Origin of the sequence: Streptomyces sp. NPDC049970, assembly GCF_040660235.1 — a bacterium.
Classification (GTDB): Bacteria; Actinomycetota; Actinomycetes; order Streptomycetales; family Streptomycetaceae; genus Streptomyces.
In genome coordinates this window covers 365704-385824 of the sequence record NZ_JBFALP010000001.1, presented here as the reverse complement: position 1 = coordinate 385824, position 20121 = coordinate 365704, and the positions used below count along the sequence as shown (strand labels likewise).

16 protein-coding genes are annotated in these 20121 nt (G+C 70.2%); 14 read left to right on the top strand and 2 right to left on the bottom strand.

The genetic code is table 11. The features are described 5' to 3' along the window. The first annotated feature begins 48 nt into the window (after nt 1–48). The 3 genes from AB0I83_RS01635 to AB0I83_RS01625 all read left to right on the top strand — a co-directional run bounded on the left by AB0I83_RS01635 (nt 49) and on the right by AB0I83_RS01625 (nt 3430). Entirely contained in the window at nt 49–1101 is a 1053-nt protein-coding gene (locus tag AB0I83_RS01635; protein ID WP_356531865.1) for an Rv2578c family radical SAM protein, read from the top strand. 126 nt (nt 1102–1227) lie between these two features. After that, nucleotides 1228–2823: an alpha/beta hydrolase gene (locus AB0I83_RS01630; RefSeq protein ID WP_363303185.1), complete on the top strand. Its 1596-nt coding sequence runs from the start codon at nt 1228–1230 to the stop codon at nt 2821–2823. 43 nt (nt 2824–2866) lie between these two features. Beyond that, complete coding sequence (locus AB0I83_RS01625; protein ID WP_363303184.1) at nt 2867–3430, top strand: GNAT family N-acetyltransferase; 564 nt, start codon at nt 2867–2869, stop codon at nt 3428–3430. Here the strand turns inward: AB0I83_RS01625 and AB0I83_RS01620 are convergent. Continuing rightward, nucleotides 3408–3980, bottom strand: coding sequence for an adenylosuccinate lyase (locus AB0I83_RS01620; protein WP_363303183.1), 573 nt, complete (start codon nt 3978–3980; stop codon nt 3408–3410). The genes AB0I83_RS01625 and AB0I83_RS01620 overlap by 23 nt on opposite strands. 387 nt (nt 3981–4367) lie before the next feature. Between AB0I83_RS01620 and AB0I83_RS01615 the strand changes: the two genes are divergently transcribed. From AB0I83_RS01615 to AB0I83_RS01565, 11 genes are all read left to right on the top strand, one after another. After that, nucleotides 4368–6149 (top strand): 3-hydroxybutyryl-CoA dehydrogenase, encoded by a 1782-nt coding sequence (locus tag AB0I83_RS01615; protein ID WP_363303182.1) that lies wholly within the window; start codon nt 4368–4370, stop codon nt 6147–6149. A gap of 91 nt (nt 6150–6240) precedes the next feature. Then, the gene (locus tag AB0I83_RS01610; protein WP_356531856.1) at nt 6241–7056 is read left to right on the top strand and encodes a TetR family transcriptional regulator; all 816 of its coding nucleotides are present in this window, start codon (nt 6241–6243) and stop codon (nt 7054–7056) included. A 62-nt stretch (nt 7057–7118) separates the two neighbouring features. Continuing rightward, complete coding sequence (locus tag AB0I83_RS01605) at nt 7119–7916, top strand: GNAT family N-acetyltransferase (protein WP_363303181.1); 798 nt, start codon at nt 7119–7121, stop codon at nt 7914–7916. A 363-nt stretch (nt 7917–8279) separates the two neighbouring features. Further along, nucleotides 8280–9653: a crotonyl-CoA carboxylase/reductase gene (gene ccrA, locus AB0I83_RS01600; protein ID WP_356531853.1), complete on the top strand. Its 1374-nt coding sequence runs from the start codon at nt 8280–8282 to the stop codon at nt 9651–9653. Between the two features lie 8 nt (nt 9654–9661). Next, the gene (locus tag AB0I83_RS01595; RefSeq protein ID WP_356531851.1) at nt 9662–11674 is read left to right on the top strand and encodes a protein meaA; all 2013 of its coding nucleotides are present in this window, start codon (nt 9662–9664) and stop codon (nt 11672–11674) included. Beyond that, on the top strand, nt 11671–12687 hold the full coding sequence (locus AB0I83_RS01590) for a CoA ester lyase (RefSeq protein ID WP_363303180.1): 1017 nt from the start codon (nt 11671–11673) through the stop codon (nt 12685–12687). The genes AB0I83_RS01595 and AB0I83_RS01590 overlap by 4 nt, the downstream gene beginning before the upstream one ends. 3 nt (nt 12688–12690) lie before the next feature. Next, nucleotides 12691–13218, top strand: a complete 528-nt coding sequence (locus AB0I83_RS01585) for a MaoC family dehydratase (protein WP_356531848.1) — start codon at nt 12691–12693, stop codon at nt 13216–13218. Between the two features lie 2 nt (nt 13219–13220). Next, entirely contained in the window at nt 13221–14435 is a 1215-nt protein-coding gene (locus AB0I83_RS01580) for an acyl-CoA dehydrogenase family protein (protein ID WP_356531846.1), read from the top strand. 181 nt (nt 14436–14616) lie between these two features. Then, nucleotides 14617–15264 (top strand): phosphatidylserine decarboxylase, encoded by a 648-nt coding sequence (locus tag AB0I83_RS01575; RefSeq protein WP_356531844.1) that lies wholly within the window; start codon nt 14617–14619, stop codon nt 15262–15264. A gap of 22 nt (nt 15265–15286) precedes the next feature. Beyond that, nucleotides 15287–16102 carry a CDP-diacylglycerol--serine O-phosphatidyltransferase gene (gene pssA / locus AB0I83_RS01570; RefSeq protein WP_356531963.1) on the top strand — a complete coding sequence of 272 codons (816 nt, stop codon included), beginning with the start codon at nt 15287–15289 and terminating at the stop codon, nt 16100–16102. Between the two features lie 196 nt (nt 16103–16298). Continuing rightward, nucleotides 16299–18434, top strand: coding sequence for a SpoIIE family protein phosphatase (locus AB0I83_RS01565; protein ID WP_363303179.1), 2136 nt, complete (start codon nt 16299–16301; stop codon nt 18432–18434). Between the two features lie 128 nt (nt 18435–18562). Here AB0I83_RS01565 and AB0I83_RS01560 read toward each other — a convergent pair whose 3' ends face one another. Beyond that, on the bottom strand, nt 18563–19939 hold the full coding sequence (locus AB0I83_RS01560) for a glycoside hydrolase family 5 protein (RefSeq protein ID WP_363303178.1): 1377 nt from the start codon (nt 19937–19939) through the stop codon (nt 18563–18565). Nucleotides 19940–20121: the final 182 nt, after the last annotated feature.

The window sequence follows — 20121 nt, the reverse complement described above, 5'->3', positions numbered from 1 at the left end:
AGGGAACATATGTTCTATTCTCGGTCCAGTACTACCGAGGAGGCCTTCATGCGCTGGGACAATCTGGCCGATAGAACCGCACAGGGCGCGAAAGGCGAGACCGGTGCCCTCTTCGCCGCCGACGCGGTGACGACGCGCACCTTCGACACCCCCGAGTTCAGGGGGATCACCTTCCACGAGATCCGGGCCCGCACGATCGTGAACCGGGTGCCCGGCGCCTCCCGCATGCCGTTCGAATGGACCGTGAACCCGTACCGCGGCTGCTCCCACGCGTGCGTGTACTGCTTCGCCCGCAAGACCCACGGCTACCTCGACCTGGACACCGGAATCGGCTTCGACTCACAGATCGTGGTCAAGGTCAACGCCGTGGAACTGCTGAACCGTCACCTCGCCTCGCGCCGGTGGCTCGGCCAGCACATCGCCATGGGCACGAACGTCGACTGCTACCAGCGGGCAGAAGGCCGCTACCGGTTGATGCCCGGCATCATCGCCGCGCTGCGCGATCGCGCGAACCCGTTCTCGATCCTCACCAAGGGCACGCTGATCCTGCGCGACCTCGACCTGCTGCGGCAGGCCGCCCAGGTCACGGAGGTCGGCGTCTCCGTATCCGTCGGCTTCACCGACCGCGAGCTGTGGCGCACGGTCGAGCCGGGTACCCCCTCCCCCGAACGCCGCCTGGACGTCGTCCGCGCCCTGGCGGACAACGGGATCGGCTGCGGGGTGCTGATGGCCCCGGTCATCCCCTTCCTCGGCGACCACCCCGACCAACTCCGCGCCACGGTCCGCGCGGTCGCCGACGCCGGCGCGACCTCGGTGACCCCGCTCGTACTGCACCTCCGGCCCGGAGCCCGTGAGTGGTTCATGCAGTGGCTCGCACACCACCATCCGCACCTGGTCCACCGGTACGAGCGGATGTACGCGGACGGGGCCTACGCGCCCACCTGGTACCAGCGCGACATCACCCGCCGGGTGCACGAGCTGGCGGCCGAGTACGGCATCGGGCCCGCCGACCGGGGAAGCGCCCGCCGCGACGTCCGCGGGACCCCGGCGGCCCCCGCGGACGGCAACGCCCCCGGCCCCACCCAGCTGAGTCTGCTCTGACCGCAACGGCCTTCCTTCCCGAACGGGTCAACTCTGGGCGACAGGTGTCCTGCCGCACCCCGATCCGGGAAGCATCCGGCGGGGGCTGTGCCACCACAGCCGCATCGCCCGACCACGGGAGGCCGTATGACGAAACGTGCAGGAATTCTGGTCGCCGTCGGCGCCACGGTCGCGGGCCTGGTGACCGCCGCGCCGTCCACCGCCTCGGCACCGCCAGGGACGGGCCCGGTCACCCCGGGTGCCGCCGCACCACTCAAGTGGACCGCCTGTGCGACGAAGTCGTACCCGACGCTCCAGTGCGCGAAGGTGCGCGCACCGCTGGACCATGACAACCCGTCGGGCCGGCCGGTGACCCTCGCCCTCTCCCGTGTCCCGCACACGGCGAAGACCTCCCAGGGCCCGCTCCTGGTCAACCCCGGCGGACCCGGCGGCAGCGGGCTCTCGATGGCCGGCTTCGTGGCGTCCTCGCTGCCCGCGAAGCTCGCCGCGCAGTACGACGTGATCGGGTTCGACCCGCGCGGGGTCGGCAGGAGCACCCCGGCCCTGGACTGCGTACCCGAGTACTTCGCGCCGGTGCGCCCCGACAGCGTGCCGGACTCCTACGACGCGGAGAAGACCGCGCGGAACAGGGCCGCCTCGTTCGCCGCCGCGTGCGGCGAGAAGTACGGCGACCTGCTGCCGTACATGGACACCGCCAGCGCCGCGAAGGACCTGGACGTCATCCGCGAGGCCCTCGGCGCGCAGCGGATCAACTACTTCGGCTATTCCTACGGCACCTACCTCGGCGCGGTCTACGCCAAGCTGTTCCCCGAGCGCGTACGCCGCCTGGTACTCGACTCGGTCGTCGACCCCGACGGCGTCTGGTACGAGGACAACCTCGGCCAGGACCACGCGTTCGACGCCCGCCACAAGGCCTTCGCCGCGTGGGTGGCGAAGAACGACGCCGTCTACGGACTCGGCGGCGACCCCGCCGAGGTCGAAGCCGCCTGGTACCGGATGCGCGACGCGGTCAAGAAGCGTCCCGCGGGGGGCAAGGTCGGCCCGAGCGAGCTCGAGGACACCTTCATGCCCGGCGGTTACTACAACGGCTACTGGCCGCGCCTGGCCGAGGCGTTCGCGGCGTACGTGAACGACCACGACCAGGACGCGCTGGCCACCGCCTACCAGGACTTCGCCGCCGTGGACGGCAGCGGCGACAACGGGTACTCCGTCTACGCGGCCGTGCAGTGCCGCGACGCCGGGTGGCCCCGGACCTGGAGCACCTGGCGCGACGACACCTGGCGGGCGCATCGCAAGTCGCCCTTCATGTCGTGGAACAACACCTGGTACAACGCCCCGTGCGCCACCTGGCCGGTCGAACCGCTGGAGCCGGTGCGGGTCGCCAACGACAGGATCCCGCCGGCGCTGCTCTTCCAGGCCACCGACGACGCGGCCACGCCCTACGAGGGGGGTGTCACGATGAGCCGCAGGCTCAAGGGCTCCCGCCTGGTCGTCGAACAGGGCGGCGGCAACCACGGCATCACCCTCAGCGGCAACGACTGCCTGGACGCGCACCTGGTGGCCTACCTCACCGACGGCACCCTCCCGAGCAGCGGCGGCGGCAGCGGCGCCGACGCGGTCTGCGACGCGCAGCCGGAGCCGAAGGCGGCACCCGCCGTGAAGGCCGCTTCCGGCACGAGGGGCGCGGCCCTGCACGGCCTGCTCGGCTTCCGCGGCCGATAGATCACCATGCCCCGCGCCGGGGGCGTACGCCAGGATGGCCCGCATGACCACACGGCCCACTCCCGCGTACGTCCCCGGCGTGTTCGTCCGGGACATGGCACTCGACGACTGCGCCGCCGTGGCGGAGATCCGGGTGCGCGGCTGGCAGCACGCGTACGCGGGCCTGATCCCACGGGCGTACCTGGACGCGATGGACGTGGCCGGGGACGCCGAGCGGCGCCGCGCGCACCTCACCACGGAAGGCGGGCCGGTGAACCTGGTGGCCGGAACTCCGGACGCCGCGGTGACCGGCTGGGCCTGCTACGGCCCCTGCCGCGACGACGCGGCGCCCGACGGGAGCGCCGAGCTGTTCGCGATCTACGTGCACCCGGACCGCATCGGTACGGGCGCCGGGCGCGCCCTTCTGGCGGAGGCGACCGGGCGGGCCGCGGCGGACGGATTCGGCCGGATGACCCTGTGGGTGCTGAAGGAGAACGCGCGTGCCCGGCGCTTCTACGAGCGCGCGGGCTTCGGCCCGGACGGCGCGGAGGAGACCTTCGAGGCGGGCGGGGCCCTGGTGCCCGAGGTCCGTTACGGACGCGCGCTCAGCGGGCGGGCAGTCGGCTGAGGGCCGACGCAGCAGCGGTGCCGAGGCGCGGGTGCGGCAGTGCCGCCTCCAGGACCGGGCGGGCCCTGCCGTCGCCCAGGTTGCCGAGCCCTTCGACGCAGGCCAGGGCGACGCGCCAGTGGGGCTCGTCGGGGGTCAGCAGCCTGTGCAGGGTGCTGACCAGGGTGGGCACGGACTCGGGGGCCCGCAGGTCGGCCAGCAGCCGGACCGGGTGCAGCGCGTAGGCCGTCCGCAGGCCGTTCGTGGCAAGTGCCGCCGCCGCGCGGGGTGTCCGGGGATCGCCGAGGAGCCGCAGGGCGTGGGCGGCGGAGACGCAGCGCTCGGGGTCACGGTGGTTGAGGAGGAGGACCAGCGCCTCGAAGGCCCGGCTGTCGCCCCGGCAGCCGAGCCGGAACGCGGCCATCTCACGTGCCCACAGCGGCCGTTCGCGTTCGATCAGGACTCTGGCCAGCTCCTCGTCGTCGTCGGTGGCGAGCAGCCGGTGGAAGGCCACCGGGCCACCGGACTCGTCGCCGAGCCGGTCCGTCAGCGAGCGGAACTCCTCATCCATGACGGTGAGTTTATCGATGCGCACGCACTGTGTCCGGGCGGGGTCTCCTCCTTCCCGGGGGCGGTGGAGGGCTCGCGCAAGTGTGTGCCGACGCACAAGCGGCCAGGGCTGGCGCGCTCGTTACTCGCCGGTTAAGCTCAGGTGAGCGGGACACACACCCGTCGGCTCCGGTGGCCTGGTGACGCAGCCACCCGGAGTTGCTTGTCGGTTCGGCATTTTGTGAGACGTGGCTCCGGGACAGAGCCCGTCACCCTTCACCCCGGTGCGCCCGTGAGCGCCCGGGACCGTGCACCACGACACGCCCTCCTCGCACCCCGAGCGCCGGTCGACGCCGACCACGCGCGCCGCCGTGCTCCTCTCAGTCGTCACTCACCCTGGAGTCCCGTGATGGACACCCCGCTCAGCACCATTGCCGTCGTCGGCCTCGGCACCATGGGAACCGGCATCGCCGAGGTCCTGGCCCGTGCGGGCCGCGAAGTCGTCGGTATCGACGTCAGCGAAGCCGCGGCCCGGCAGGCCGTCGCCTCCCTGGAGGCCTCCACCGCACGCTCCGTGAGCCGTGAGCGGATCACGGAGCAGGAGCGGCGCGACATCCTCACCCGCTTCCGCACGTTCTCCGACCTGCAGGCCGCCGCGGACGCGGAGCTGGTCATCGAGGTCGTGCCGGAGACGTACGAGATCAAGCAGCAGGTCTTCCGGGAGCTCGACGCGGTGGTCTCCCCCACCGCGATCCTGGCGACGGGCACCAACGCCCTGTCCGTGACCCGGCTGGCCGCCGAGTCGCAGCACCCCGAGCGCGTCCTGGGCCTGCACTTCTTCAACCCGGCGCCCGCGATGAAGCTCGTCGAGGTGGTCTCCTCTGTGCTGACCGCCCCGCCCGCCGTGGAGCGGGTCACCCGGCTCGCCCGTGAGCTGGGCAAGGAACCGGTCGCGGTCGGCGACCGGCCGGGATTCGTCGCGGACGGCCTGCTCTTCGGCTACCTGAACCAGGCAGCCGCGATGTACGAGGCGAACTACGCCTCCCGTGAGGACATCGACGCGGCCATGAAGCTGGGCTGCGGTCTGCCCATGGGCCCGCTGGCGCTGCTCGACCTGATCGGCATCGACACCGCCCGCACGGTCCTGGAGGCCATGTACACGGCGTCCCGCGACCGGCTGCACGCCCCGGCGCCGGTGCTGGGCCAGCTGAGCGAGGCGGGGCTGACCGGACGGAAGACGGGCCGCGGCTTCTACACGTACGACGCCCCCGGCGGCCAGACCGTGGTGCCGGACGCCCTGACACCGGCGGCCGGCGCGGGCGCGGCGGCCGGGCGCGAGGTCGCCTCGGTGGGAGTGGCCGGCTCGGGCACGATGGCGTCGGGCATCGCGGAGGTCTTCGCGAAGGCCGGGTACCCCGTGGTGCTCGCCGCGCGGAGCCAGGAGAAGGCGGACACCGCCAAGGCACGGATCGGCAAGTCCCTGGCGCGTTCGGTGGCCAAGGGGCGGCTGACGGAGGAGGCCCGCGACGCGGCCCTCGCACTGGTCACCGCGTCGGGCTCGCTGGACTCCTTCGCCGACGTCGACCTCGCGGTCGAGGCGGTGGCCGAGGACCTGGAGGTCAAGCGACAGCTCTTCCAGACCCTGGACAAGGTCTGCAAGCCGGGTGCGGTGCTGGCGACGACCACCTCGTCGCTGCCGGTCGTGGCGATCGCCCGGGTGACCTCGCGTCCCGAGGACGTCGTCGGGATGCACTTCTTCAACCCGGCGCCCGCGATGAAGCTGGTCGAGGTCGTCCGCACGGTGCTGACCGCGGACGACGTGCACGCCACGGTCCGCGAGGTCTGCGTGAAGGTGCGCAAGCACCCGGTGGACTGCGGCGACCGCGCGGGCTTCATCGTGAACGCGCTGCTGTTCCCCTACCTCAACAACGCGATCAAGATGGTCGAGGAGCACTACGCGACGCTCGACGACATCGACGCGGCGATGAAGCTGGGCGGCGGGTACCCGATGGGGCCGTTCGAGCTCCTGGACGTCGTCGGCCTGGACGTCTCGCTCGCCATCGAGAAGGTCCTGCACAGCGAGTTCCGCGACCCGGGTCTCGCCCCGGCGCCGCTGCTGGAGCACCTGGTGGCCGCGGGCTGCCTCGGCCGTAAGACGGGGCGCGGCTTCCGCGAATATGCCCGGCGCTGAGCCGGGGGCCGGGTGGGGCGGGTTGCTGGGGCCCTCGGGCGACCCGCCCCCACAGGCGCACTCCCGCGCGCTGATGGGTTACGTTCACACCATGTCCCGACCTGCCAAGTCCCCCCGTTCCTCCGCCGCGACGGATGCCCCGGAGAGCGCCGCAGGCACCCGGGCCGCCGCTCAACGACTGAAGATGCGCCGCGAGTTGGCCGCCGCGGCCATGGAGCTCTTCTCCGCCAAGGGGTACGAGGCGACGACGGTGGACGAGATCGCGGGGGCCGCCGGGGTGGCGCGGCGCACGTTCTTCCGCCACTTCCGTTCCAAGGAAGAGGCCATCTTCCCGGACCACGACGACACCCTCGTCAGGGCCGAGGCCGTCCTCAACGCCGCCCCCGCGCACGAGCACCCGCTCGACACCGTGTGCCGCGGCATCAAGGAGGTCATGAGGATGTACGCGGCGAAGCCGGCGGTCTCCGTGGCCCGCTACAAGCTGACCCGCGAGGTGCCCACGCTCAGGGAGGCGGAGATCGCCTCGGTGGCCCGCTACGAGCGGCTCTTCACGCGCTACCTACTGGGCCATTTCGACGAGCGCGACCACCATGTGGGCAACGACGACCCCCTGCTGGCCGAGGTGGCCGCGTCTGCCGTGGTGACCGCGCACAACCATGTGCTGCGGCGCTGGCTGCGGGCGGGCGGCCAGGGTGACGTGGAGGCGCAGCTCGACCACGCGTTCGCGATCGTGCGCGACACCTTCGGCACCGGGATCGGGGCGGGGCGGACCGTGGGGAGCGAGCCGGACAGGACCCCGGCGGCCTCGGTGTCCAGGGAGGGCGAGGTGCTGGTCGCCGTGGCCCGTACCGACGCGCCCCTGGACGAGGTCATGCGTACGATCCAGCAGGCCCTCAAGCAGCACTGAGCGGCCGCCGCGGCGGCCGAAACCCGGTTGCCGGGGCCTCGCCCCCGTGCTCGGGTGTGCCGATGGCACAGGACCGAACAGAAGCACTGCTGGCCCTCTTCGACAGCGAGATGCGCAGGAACGCCCGCCCCGACGCCCCCGGCGCACGCGTCGAGCGCACCCCTGACCTGGTCCGCCAGGTCGGCACACCGGACGAGTGGAACGGTGTCGTCTGGACGGCCCCGGACCTCGATCCCGTACGCGCGGACGCGGCGATCGCGGCGCAGGTGGAGTACTACACCTCCCTCGGGCACGACGAGTTCGAGTGGAAGCTGTACTCCCACGACCGGCCCGCCGATCTGGGGCAGCGGCTGCGCGGGGCGGGTTTCGAGGCGGAGCCGCCGGAGACCCTGTTCGTCACTCCGGTCGCCGGTCCGCCCGCCGCGGAGCTCCCACCCGGAGTCGATCTGCACACGGTGTCCGACGCGGCGGGGGTGGAGCTGATGGTCCGTGCGCACGAGCGGGCGTTCGGTACCGACAGCTCCTGGCTGCGCCGGCGGACGCTGACCCGGCTCGTCGAGGCCCCCGACACGCTCGTCGCGGTGGTGGCCCTCGCGGACGGCGAGCCGGTGAGCGCCGCCCGCATGGAGCTCCACCCCGGCACCGGCTTCGCCGGCCTCTGGGGCGGCGGTACGGCGGCCCCCTGGCGGGGCAGGGGCATCTACCGGGCGCTGATCACCCACAGGGCCCGTATCGCCGCCGAGCGCGGCTACCGCCATCTGCGGGTCGACGCGACGGACCGGTCCGCGCCGATCCTGCGCGGACTGGGCTTCACCGCCCTGGGCACGACGACGCCGTACGTGTACCGCACCACGCCGTAGAGTCGTCGCCCACGGGATCAATCCGGCATACCGGCCATGATGTTGCTCATGCGTGCCCGCGAGATGACAAGTGAGAGAAATTGTTGGCACTGGGTGCCTTGCCACCTGTCACGCAGTGCCATACGTTGAAGGCGTCCGGGCGGCCGGCGTACGGAGATCTCATCTACGCCGGCTGTCCCCGCGGACCACGTGTCCGCGCGCCCGGGCGCCTGCGTCACAGGCAAACCCTTCTGCTCCACAGAGCAGGCCACGCACCACCCGCCGAACCGACGGCACACCTCCACACCGCACCGCTCCCCTGTCCATAGGGGTCCCTCGAGCGTTCCCTCGACGCTGGAGACCCGACCTGCCGGAGGCAACACCGTGAAGGAAATCCTGGACGCGATCCAGTCGCAGGACAGCACGGCGGCCGACTTCGCCGCCCTGTCCCTCCCCGAGTCGTACCGCGCGGTGACCGTGCACAAGGACGAGGCCGAGATGTTCGCCGGCGTCGCCAGCCGCGACAAGGACCCCCGCAAGTCCCTCCACGTCGAGGACGTGCCGGTGCCCGAGCTCGGGCCGGGCGAGGCCCTGGTGGCGGTCATGGCCAGCTCGGTCAACTACAACTCCGTGTGGACGTCGATCTTCGAGCCCGTCTCGACCTTCGGCTTCCTGGAGCGGTACGGCAAGCTCAGCGACCTCAGCAAGCGCCACGACCTCCCGTACCACGTCATCGGCTCCGACCTCGCAGGCGTCGTGCTGCGCACCGGACCCGGCGTCAACGCCTGGAACCCGGGCGACGAGGTCGTCGCACACTGCCTCTCGGTCGAGCTGGAGTCCTCCGACGGCCACAACGACACGATGCTCGACCCCGAGCAGCGCATCTGGGGCTTCGAGACCAACTTCGGCGGCCTGGCGGAGATCGCGCTCGTCAAGTCGAACCAGCTGATGCCGAAGCCCGGCCACCTCAGCTGGGAGGAGGCCGCGGCCCCCGGCCTGGTCAACTCCACCGCGTACCGCCAGCTCGTCTCGCGCAACGGCGCGGGCATGAAGCAGGGCGACAACGTGCTGATCTGGGGCGCGAGCGGCGGACTCGGTTCGTACGCCACCCAGTTCGCGCTGGCCGGCGGCGCCAACCCGATCTGTGTCGTCTCCAGCGACCAGAAGGCCGAGATCTGCCGGAAGATGGGCGCGACCGCGATCATCGACCGCAACGCCGAGGACTACAAGTTCTGGAAGGACGAGCACAACCAGGACCCGCGCGAGTGGAAGCGGTTCGGCAAGCGCATCCGTGAGCTGACCGGTGGCGAGGACGTGGACATCGTCTTCGAGCACCCGGGCCGCGAGACCTTCGGCGCGAGCGTCTACGTCACCCGCAAGGGCGGCACGATCGTCACCTGCGCCTCCACCTCCGGCTACAACCACGAGTACGACAACCGCTACCTGTGGATGTCCCTCAAGCGCATCGTAGGCTCCCACTTCGCCAACTACCGCGAGGCCTGGGAGGCGAACCGCCTGATCGCCAAGGGCAAGATCCACCCGACGCTCTCCAAGGTCTACTCCCTGGAGGACACCGGCCAGGCCGCGTACGACGTGCACCGCAACCTGCACCAGGGCAAGGTCGGCGTCCTCGCGCTGTCCCCCCGCGAGGGCCTGGGTGTGCGCGACACGGAGCTCCGTGAGCAGCACGTCGACGCCATCAACCTGTTCCGTGACGCACCGGCGGAGCGGGCCATTCCATCCAGCCGCAACGTCTGAGGTCCACCATGACCGAACGTCAGAAGGACCGTCCGTGGCTCATGCGGACGTACGCCGGCCACTCGACCGCCGAGGCGTCCAACGAGCTGTACCGGCGCAACCTCGCCAAGGGCCAGACGGGCCTGTCGGTCGCATTCGACCTGCCCACGCAGACCGGCTACGACCCCGACCACGTGCTCGCCCGGGGCGAGGTGGGCCGGGTCGGCGTGCCCGTCTCGCACCTCGGTGACATGAGGCGGCTGTTCCAGGACATCCCCCTGGAGCAGATGAACACCTCGATGACGATCAACGCCACCGCGATGTGGCTGCTGGCCCTCTACCAGGTGGTCGCGGAGGAGCAGGGGGCCGACCCGGACAGGCTCCAGGGCACGACCCAGAACGACATCGTCAAGGAGTACCTGTCGCGGGGGACGCACGTCTTCCCGCCCGGGCCCTCGCTGCGGCTGACGACCGACATGATCACGTACACGGTCAACCGCATCCCGAAGTGGAACCCGATCAACATCTGCAGCTACCACCTGCAGGAGGCGGGAGCCACCCCGGTCCAGGAGATCGCGTACGCCATGTCGACGGCCGTCGCGGTCCTCGACGCGGTACGCGACTCGGGGCAGGTGCCCGAGGAGAGGTTCGGTGACGTCGTCGCCCGCATCTCCTTCTTCGTGAACGCGGGCGTCCGCTTCATCGAGGAGATGTGCAAGATGCGCGCCTTCGGCCGCATCTGGGACCGGATCACGCGCGAGCGCTACGGCATCGAGAACCCCAAGCAGCGCCGCTTCCGGTACGGCGTGCAGGTCAACTCACTGGGGCTCACCGAGGCCCAGCCGGAGAACAACGTCCAGCGCATCGTGCTGGAGATGCTGGCCGTCACGCTCTCCAAGGACGCCCGCGCCCGCGCCGTCCAGCTGCCCGCCTGGAACGAGGCGCTCGGGCTGCCGCGCCCGTGGGACCAGCAGTGGTCGCTCCGCATCCAGCAGGTACTCGCGCACGAGAGCGACCTGCTGGAGTACGAGGACATCTTCGCCGGTTCGCACGTCATCGAGGCGAAGGTCGAGGAGCTGGTCACCGAGTCGCTGGCCGAGATCGACCGGATCCAGCAGATGGGCGGCGCGATGGCCGCCGTCGAGTCCGGCTACCTCAAGTCGGAGCTCGTCTCCTCGCACGCGACGCGACGGGCCCGGATCGAGGCCGGCGACGAGAAGATCGTCGGCGTCAACGTCTACGAGACGACCGAACCCAACCCGCTGACCGCCGACCTGGACGCGGCGATCATGACGGTGGACCCGGCGAACGAGGCACGGGTGGTGGCCGCGCTGCACGAGTGGCGCGACAACCGCGACGAGGCACGGGCGACCGAGGCACTCGCCGCACTCAAGAAGGCCGCGGCGGGCACCGAGAACATGATGGAGGCGACCGTCGAGTGCGCCAGGGCGGGCGTCACCACGGGCGAGTGGTCCTGGGCCCTGCGCGACGTGTTCGGCGAGTTCCGTGCGCCCACGGGCGTCTCGTCCGCGCCGGTGGCGGTCACCGCGGAGCCCGGCACACCACTCGCCCTGGTCCGCGCGAAGGTGTCCCGCACCGCCGACGACCTCGGTGTGGGCCGGCTGCGCCTGCTGGTCGGCAAGCCGGGCCTCGACGGGCACTCCAACGGCGCCGAGCAGATCGCCGTGCGCGCCAGGGACAGCGGCTTCGAGGTCGTCTACCAGGGCATCAGGCTGACGCCCGAGCAGATCACCGACGCCGCGCTGGCCGAGGACGTGCACTGCGTGGGGCTGTCCATCCTGTCCGGCTCGCACGCCGAACTCGTACCCGACGTGCTGAACCGGCTGCGTGAGGCGGGTGCCGCGGACATCCCGGTGATCGCGGGCGGCATCATCCCGCAGGCCGACGCACACGCGCTCATCGAGGCCGGCGTCGCCGCCGTCTTCACCCCGAAGGACTTCGGTATCACGGAGATCATCGGCCGTATCGTCGACGAGATCCGGAAAGCGAACAAGCTCGACCCTCTGGAGGTCCCCGCATGACCACGCCCAGCCCGTCGCCCGCCGCCACCCCGGTTTCGGGCGGCTCCGCCGCGCACTCCGTGAACCGCCTGCGCCCCCGGCGCTCGTGTCTGGCCGTGCCCGGCTCCAACCCGCGCTTCCTGGAGAAGGCCCAGGGCCTCCCCGCGGACCAGGTGTTCCTGGACCTGGAGGACGCCTGCGCCCCGCTCGCCAAGGAGGGCGCCCGGCACCACATCGTCGACGCGCTCAACAACGGTGACTGGACCGGCAAGACCCGGGTCGTCCGGGTGAACGACTGGACGACGCACTGGACGTACCGCGACGTCATCACGGTCGTCGAGGGCGCGGGCCCGAACCTCGACTGCATCATGCTGCCGAAGGTCCAGGACGCCCAGCAGGTCGTCGCACTGGACCTGCTGCTCACCCAGATCGAGAAGACGATGGGCTTCGAGATCGGGAGGATCGGCATCGAGGCGCAGATCGAGAACGCCAAGGGCCTGGTGAACATCGACGACATCGCAGCCGCCTCGCCCCGGCTGGAGACCCTGATCTTCGGCCCCGCCGACTTCATGGCCTCGATCAACATGAAGACCCTGGTCGTCGGTCAGCAGCCGCCCGGCTATCCGGCGGACGCCTACCACTACATCCTGATGCGCATCCTGATGGCGGCCCGCACGCACGACCTCCAGGCGATCGACGGCCCGTTCCTCCAGATCCGCGACGTGGACGCCTACCGCGAGGTGGCCGGCCGCGCCGCGGCGCTGGGCTTCGACGGCAAGTGGGTCCTCCACCCCGGCCAGGTCGACGCCGCCAACGAGGTGTTCTCGCCCTCGCAGGAGGACTACGACCACGCCGAGCTCATCCTCGACGCCTACGACTGGTGCACCTCCGAGGAGGGCGGCAGGAAGGGCTCGGCGATGCTCGGGGACGAGATGATCGACGAGGCCAGCCGGAAGATGGCGCTGGTGATCGCGGGCAAGGGCCGCGCGGCCGGTATGCCGCGCACCTCCAAGTTCGAAGCCCCGGAGGCCTGAATCATGCAGTTCGGACGGACCTACGAGGAGTTCGAGGTCGGCGCTGTCTACAAGCACTGGCCCGGAAAGACGGTCACGGAGTACGACGACCACCTCTTCTGCCTGCTCACCATGAATCACCACCCGCTGCACATGGACAGCAACTACGCGGAGAAGACGACCGATTTCGGCAGGAACGTCGTCGTGGGCAACTACGTCTACTCGCTGCTGCTCGGCATGTCGGTGCCGGACGTCTCCGGAAAGGCGATCGCCAATCTGGAGGTGGAGTCGCTGAAGCACGTCGCGCCGACCTTCCACGGCGACACGATCTACGGCGAGACGACCGTGCTCGACAAGACGCCGTCGAGGTCGAAGAGCGACCGCGGCATCGTCCACGTCGAGACGAAGGGCTACAAGCAGGACGGCACGCTGGTCTGCGTGTTCCGCCGCAAGGTGATGGTCCCCACCGAGACGTACATCAAGGAGCGCGGCGGAGAGCAGCCCGGCCGCCCGGAGCCGATCCAGCCGCCGAGCAAGAACGGGGACAAGTAGCCATGAGCCGACTCGCGCAGACCGCGGGACTGACGGATGTCCAGCAGGAGATCCTGTCCACGGTCCGGAACTTCGTCGACAAGGAGATCATCCCTGTCGCGACCCAGTTGGAGCACCGCGACGAGTACCCGGCGGACATCGTCGAGGGGCTCAAGGAACTCGGCCTGTTCGGCTTGATGATTCCCGAGGAGTACGGCGGTCTGGGTGAGTCGCTCCTCACGTACGCGCTGTGCGTCGAGGAGATCGCCCGGGGCTGGATGAGCGTGTCGGGCATCATCAACACGCACTTCATCGTGGCGTACATGCTGAAGCAGCACGGAACCCAGGAGCAGAAGGACACGTTCCTGCCGCGCATGGCGCTCGGCGAGGTGCGGGGCGCCTTCTCGATGTCCGAGCCGGCGCTCGGCTCCGATGTCTCGGCGATCACCTCCAAGGGCGTCAGGGAGGGAGACGAGTACGTCCTCAACGGCCAGAAGATGTGGCTGACGAACGGTGGCACGTCCACTCTGGTCGCCGTCCTGTGCCGGAGTGACGAAGGACACTCCCCTTCGGAGGTCGCCACGGCTCCGCACAGGTCGATGACGACTTTCCTGGTCGAGAAGGAGGCGGGCTTCGGCGAGGTCCGGCCCGGTCTGACGATCCCGGGGAAGATCGACAAGATGGGCTACAAGGGCGTCGACACGACCGAGCTCATCATGGACGGACTGCGCATTCCGGCCAATCGCGTGCTGGGCGGCGCCACCGGCCGGGGTTTTTACCAAATGATGGACGGTGTCGAGGTAGGACGGGTGAATGTCGCCGCGCGTGGCTGCGGTGTCGCGCAGCGTGCGTTCGAACTGGGCGTTTCGTACGCCCAGCAGCGTCAGACCTTCGGAAAGCCGATCGCCCAGCACCAGGCGATCCAGTTCAAACTGGCCGAAATGGCCACCAAGGTCGAAGCGGCCCATGCGATGATGGTGAACGCGGCACGCAAAAAGGACTCCGGGGAGCGGAACGACCTGGAGGCAGGGATGGCGAAGTACCTCGCCTCCGAGTACTGCAAGGAAGTCGTCGAGGACGCCTTCCGCATCCATGGCGGCTACGGCTTCTCCAAGGAGTACGAGATCGAGCGCCTCTACCGTGAGGCCCCGATGCTGCTGATCGGTGAAGGTACCGCCGAGATCCAGAAAATGATCATCGGTCGCCGGCTGCTCGAGGAGTACCGGCTCCAGGGCTGATTGTCTGTTTCGAGGTGATTTGGTGGCGAAGAACATCACACCCGGTCACCCTCGTCCGGAGCCTTTCAGCTGTCCGACTCGGCTGCTGGCTTGCCCAGTTGCCGCTCGCACCCGATAGCATCGCCGGAAAGCCGCCGTCCCCCCGTTGCCAGCGCGGCATCATCCGCTACGAAGGTCATCCATGCCCGACACCCAGAACTCTGCATCACGCGGCGGAGTCCGCCTCGCGCGCGGAGCTTCGCCGTGGCTCCTCCCGACCGTCGCCACCGCGGCACTCAGCCTCGCCCGGGCCCGCAGGTCCGGACGCTGGGCCGCCGTGGCCGTGCCCACCACCGCGCTCGCGGCGGGCATGCTGTGGTTCTTCCGCGACCCCGAGCGCGAGATCACCCAGGGCCGCGTCATCTCGCCGGCCGACGGCGTGGTGCAGAGCATCATGCCGTGGAAGGACGGGCGCACCCGCGTCGCGATCTTCATGAGCCCGCTGAATGTTCACGTCAACCGGGCGCCACTGTCCGGCACCGTGACCTCCGTGGAGCACATCCCGGGCGGGTTCGTTCCGGCGTTCAACAAGGAGAGCGAGAACAACGAACGCGTTGTCTGGCACTTCGACACCGAGCTCGGCGACATCGAGATGGTGCAGATCGCGGGAGCGGTCGCCCGTCGTATCGTCCCCTACATCCCGCAGGGTACGAAGGTGGAGCAGGGCGAACGCATCGGTCTGATCCGATTCGGCTCGCGCGTCGACATCTACCTTCCCGAAGGTGTCGATGTCGCGGTCGAGGTCGGCCAGGCCACGACCGCGGGGGTGACTCGAATTGACCGTAGTTGATCCTGAGACGCAGGCCGGCTGGGTGCCGGAAGCCGACGAGGAGGACGACTCCGAGGACATGCCGCTCTCCATGCGGCTGTCGATAGCGGACACCCTCACCCTCGGTAACGCCACGTGCGGATTCATGGCGGTGTACTTCACCACGACGGGGATCCTCATCCCGCACCTCACCGGCAGCGACGAGTCGGGCATGGCCCGGCACTCCGCCGCCACCGCGGTGATCCTCATGCTCATGGCGGCGGTGTTCGACCTCTTCGACGGGCTCGTGGCACGCAAGCTGCGGTCCTCGCCGATGGGTGCGGAGCTCGACAACCTCTCCGACCTGATCAGCTTCGGCCTCGCACCGGCGTACTTCGTCCTGGTGTACGGCATGGTCGCGGACGACGCACACCAGCGGGTGTCGGCGCTCGCGGCGATCGTGGTGCTGCTGGCGGTGGTCCTCAGGCTTGCCAGATTCTCCTGTGTGACGTTGAAGGACGGCATGTTCCAGGGCATGCCGAGCCCCTTCGGAGCGCTGACGGTCGTCTCGATCGTGCTCCTGGAGCTGCCCTTCGTGCCGACGCTGCTCGCGATCATCGGAGTCGCGTGGCTGATGGTCAGCCGGGTCGAGTACCCGAAGCCGCGGGGTGTCCTCGCGGTGGCCATGCTCGGCTGGATCGTGGCCGCGATGGGGCTCCTCGCCGCCTGGGCGTTCGAGGCCCCCGGTGGCCAGCTGCTCCTGCAGACCGGTTGCGCGCTCCAGGTGGTCCTGGGGGCGGTGATCCCGCTGTTCGCCACCGCGCGGCGGGTGAACACCTTCCGTGACAACAGGCGCGAGGCTCGGGCGACCCAGCCGTAGTACGCGACGATCCTGCGCAGGGCCCGGATGCCCACCGGCATCCGGGCCCTTTCGCGTGCCCGGGCCCCGAAGTGTCCTGGGCGCGGGGATGTCCGGGCAAGGGGATGTCCTGGGCACGCACGGCACGCACGGCACGCACGTGCCGCGTGTGCGTCACGGGGTGCGCGGCGGTCGGTCACAGGGGACGCTGGAAGGTGTGCGGGACCACGCGGCTCCTGTCGCCGCCACCGGTTCGGGCACGGAGCTGCTGGACAGCGCCGTGGCCCATGTCGTGCGCGAGACGGGCGCCTCCGTGGCCATGCTCTACCTGCTGCCGAGGAACGACACCACACTGCACCTGACCGTCCTGTCCGGGGTGCCCGGCCAGCTGGCCGGCCCGTGGACGAAGGTTCCACGCTTCTCCCCCGTACCGGTCGCCGACGCCGTGCGCCTGCGTTGTCTGATCTGGCTCGGCGGCCAGGAGGAGCTGGCCCGGCGCTATCCGCGCACCGCCCTCGTCCTGCCGTACCGGTTCACACTGGGTGCCGCCCCCATACGCACCGGCGCCACCGACCGGGGCGGGCTGGTGCTGCTGTGGCCCGGGTCGCACGCACCGCAGCTGTCGCCCGAGGAGCGCGGAGCGGTCATCGCCGGGTGCCACGGCATCGGCATGCTCCTGCAGCAGGCCGAGAGCGCCGGCACCCCGATCCTGCCGGGTCCCCAGCCCAGGGTGCTGCCCACCCCGGAGCAGACGGCCCCGGGTCCGGCCGAGGCCCTCGCCGTCGCGGAGTTCGTCCAGCGGCTGCCCGGCGGGAGCTGCGCGCTGGCCATCGACGGGTCGGTCACCTTCCTCAACGGCGCCGCGGCCGCCCTGCTGGGGGTCCGGGCGGAGGACGTACTGGGCACACTGCCCTGGGAGTCACTGCCCTGGCTGGACAATCCCGCCGTCGAGGACCACTACCGTGCCGCCGTCATCGGCCGCCGGCAGACGTCCTTCGCGGTGCTCAGGCCGCCGGACCACTGGCTGACCTTCCACCTGTTCCCTGACGACACGGGCATCAGCGTCCGGATCGTCCCCACCTCGGAACCCGGCACCCCCGACGACCCGGCGCCCGCTCCGCCCATGACCTCCGCCGTGCCGAGCCGGGCCACGCCGCTGTACCACCTGATGCACCTGGCGGCGTCGCTCACCGAAGCCGTCGCGACCCGGGACGTGATCGAGCTGGCAGGCGACCAGCTGATGCCCGCGTTCCGGATCCAGACCCTCGTCGTGATGACGTCGGTGGAGGGGCGTCTCCGGGTGGAGGGCGGCCGTGGCACGCACCCCGGCCTCATGGACCGTTTCGACGGCGCACCGCTGACCTCGGGGACACCGGCGGCACACGTGCTGACGACGGGCAGCCCCGACTTCTACGCGAGCTTCGAGGAACTGGAGCGCGCCTACCCTTCCGCGGGCCTCCGCAACGCTGTCGCCGCCTGTGTGTTCCTCCCGCTGATCGTCTCCGGGCGGCCCATCGGCTCGCTGGTCCTCGCCTACGACAGGCCCCATCCCTTCGGGACCGAGGAACGGGCTCTGCTGACCTCGATCGCCGGGCTTCTCGCCCAGGCCCTGGACCGCGCCGGCCTGTACGACGCCAAGGACCGGCTAGCGCACAGCCTCCAGGCCCACCTCCTGCCCCAGACCCTCCCCGACATCGCGGGGCTCGACGTGGCCGCCCGCTATCTCCCGTCGACCCGCGGGATGGGCATAGGCGGGGACTTCTACGACCTGATCCGGCTGGACGGGACCACCGCCGCCGCGGCCATCGGCGACGTACAGGGGCACAACGAGAACGCCGCCGCGCTCATGGGCCAGGTCCGCACCGCCGTGCACGCCTCCGCGGGCGCGCCGCCCGACGAGGTGCTGGCGCGTACCAACCGGCTGCTCACCGACCTCGACCCCGGCCTGTTCACCAGCTGCCTGTACGTCCATCTCGACCTGGCCGGGCAGCGCGCGGTGCTGGCCACCGCAGGCCACCCCGCACCGCTGCTGCGGCAGCCGGACGGGCAGACCGACGTCCTCGACCTGCCGCCCGGCCTGCTGCTCGGCATCGACCCGGCGGCCCGTTACCCCACGGCGGAGGTCCCGCTGCCACTGGGAGCGGCGCTCGCCCTGTTCACCGACGGACTCGTGGAGGCCCCGGGCGTGGACATCGACGAGGCCGTGGCCGATCTGGCCGAGCACTTCGCCCTGGCCCTGGAACAGGACATGGACTCCGTTGCCGAGACCCTCGTGCGGTATGCGAAAGGGGCGACGTCCGGCTCCGACGACATCGCCCTGCTCCTCATCAACGCCCTGGGTACGGAGGGCTGACGGGGTCCGCCGCGCAGGGGTGCGCCGGGGAACCGCGCACCGGCCGTGTTCGGGGGTGGCTGGTGGAGTCCTGGGGTGCCGTGGCGGCGGGGCTTGATCGGCACCCCAGGACGTTCAGGGGCCCCGGCTCAGCCTCCGTAGAGGTCGCCGAGGCTGATACCCGTGGTGGAGGCCGCGCCGCCGAGCCTGACCTGGTGGTCGAGGCCGACGAACTTCCCGCCCGACTGCCACAGGGCGGGCTTGAGCAGCGCGTACTTGGCCTCGTCCCAGGTCGCCCAGTCGTAGCCGAGGAGGCCGCCGGTGTCCCCGGAGTTGGGGTTGACGCACCAGAAGGTCTGGTGGATGCCGTTCTCCACGATCAGATCGCGCAGGGCCGTCATCCACTTCTGGTTCGGGCCGTTGTCCAGATGCCCGCCCCACTCACCGATGAACAGCGGTGCCGTGCCGTTCTTGTGCAGGTAGAGCCAGTTGGGGTCCCAGACGTCGCGTTCCAGGGTGGTGCGGTTCCACTCGCCCTGGAACCAGGGCTGCTGGTACACCAGGGGTCCGTAGTCGTGCGGCGAGTAGACCAACTGGTCCTGTTGGGAGCCGAGGTCGACCGGGTGGTCCTTCGCACCTCGCAAGTTTCCGCCCCACCACATGCCGTGGTAGTCGGTCGCCGAGGTGGAGGTCCAGTTCGTGCCGTCCTTGGGGTAGATCTCGATGCCTTCGCACATGACGAGGACGTGGGGGTTGACCGCGAGGATGCGCCTGCCGGCCGTCTCGCAGGCGTACTTGAAGTTGTCCTGGTCGGTGGAGCCGTCCCACTTGGCCCGGGGGCTGTCGGACTGCTTGCCGTGCGGCTCGTTCTTCACGTCCATCGCGACGAGGGTGTCGTTGTCCTTGTAGCGGGCTGTGACCCACTCCCAGGCGGCGTAGAACTGCTCGGTGGTGACGGCTCCCTTCCACCACACGGGGTACACGTGGCCGGAGTTGTCGGCCTCCGCGCTGTGGACGTCCAGCATCACCTTGATGCCGTACTTCTCCGCGACACCGAGGAAGGCGTCGAACACCTGGAGGGTCGTCCTGTCCTTGAGTTCGGGATTGGCCCACGTGTTGACCGCGCTGGACGTCGCGGCCTGGCCGTTCTTCCACTCCAGCAGGAGCTGGGTGGAGATCGGGACGCGGAGGATGTTGATGCCACGCTCCGCCATCTGCCGGGTGATCGTGTCGAGATTGACGGACCAGAGCCCGTGGAACACGCGCTCGGTGGTGTTGAAACCGAACCAGTTCGCCCCCGTGAGCCAGACCCGGTGGCCCTGCTCGTCGACGATCCGGTTGCCCTCGGTGTGCAGCCAGTCCTCGCCGGTACCGGCGGCCGGCGGAGGTGCGGGCAGGGTCGCGGCGGTCCCGGCCGCGGGGGCCGGTAGCGCGGCGACCGGGCCGGAGAGCGTCATCAGCAGGGCGGTCGCGGTGACGGCGGCGGCGAGCGCCGTACCGAGCCGATTTCTCGTCCGTGGCTTCATCCGTTGTCGCCTTTCGTGGGGTTGAGGCGGGCAGCAAGGATGGGAGCGCTCCCACTTCCCTGCCCACATGAAGCCAGGGCGACAGAACAGCTGTCAATGGACATGACAACCTTCACTTCCTGAAGACACATGCCCAGCGCTCCCGCTCGATATTCCCGTACTGGAGTCACTAATTTGAGCGA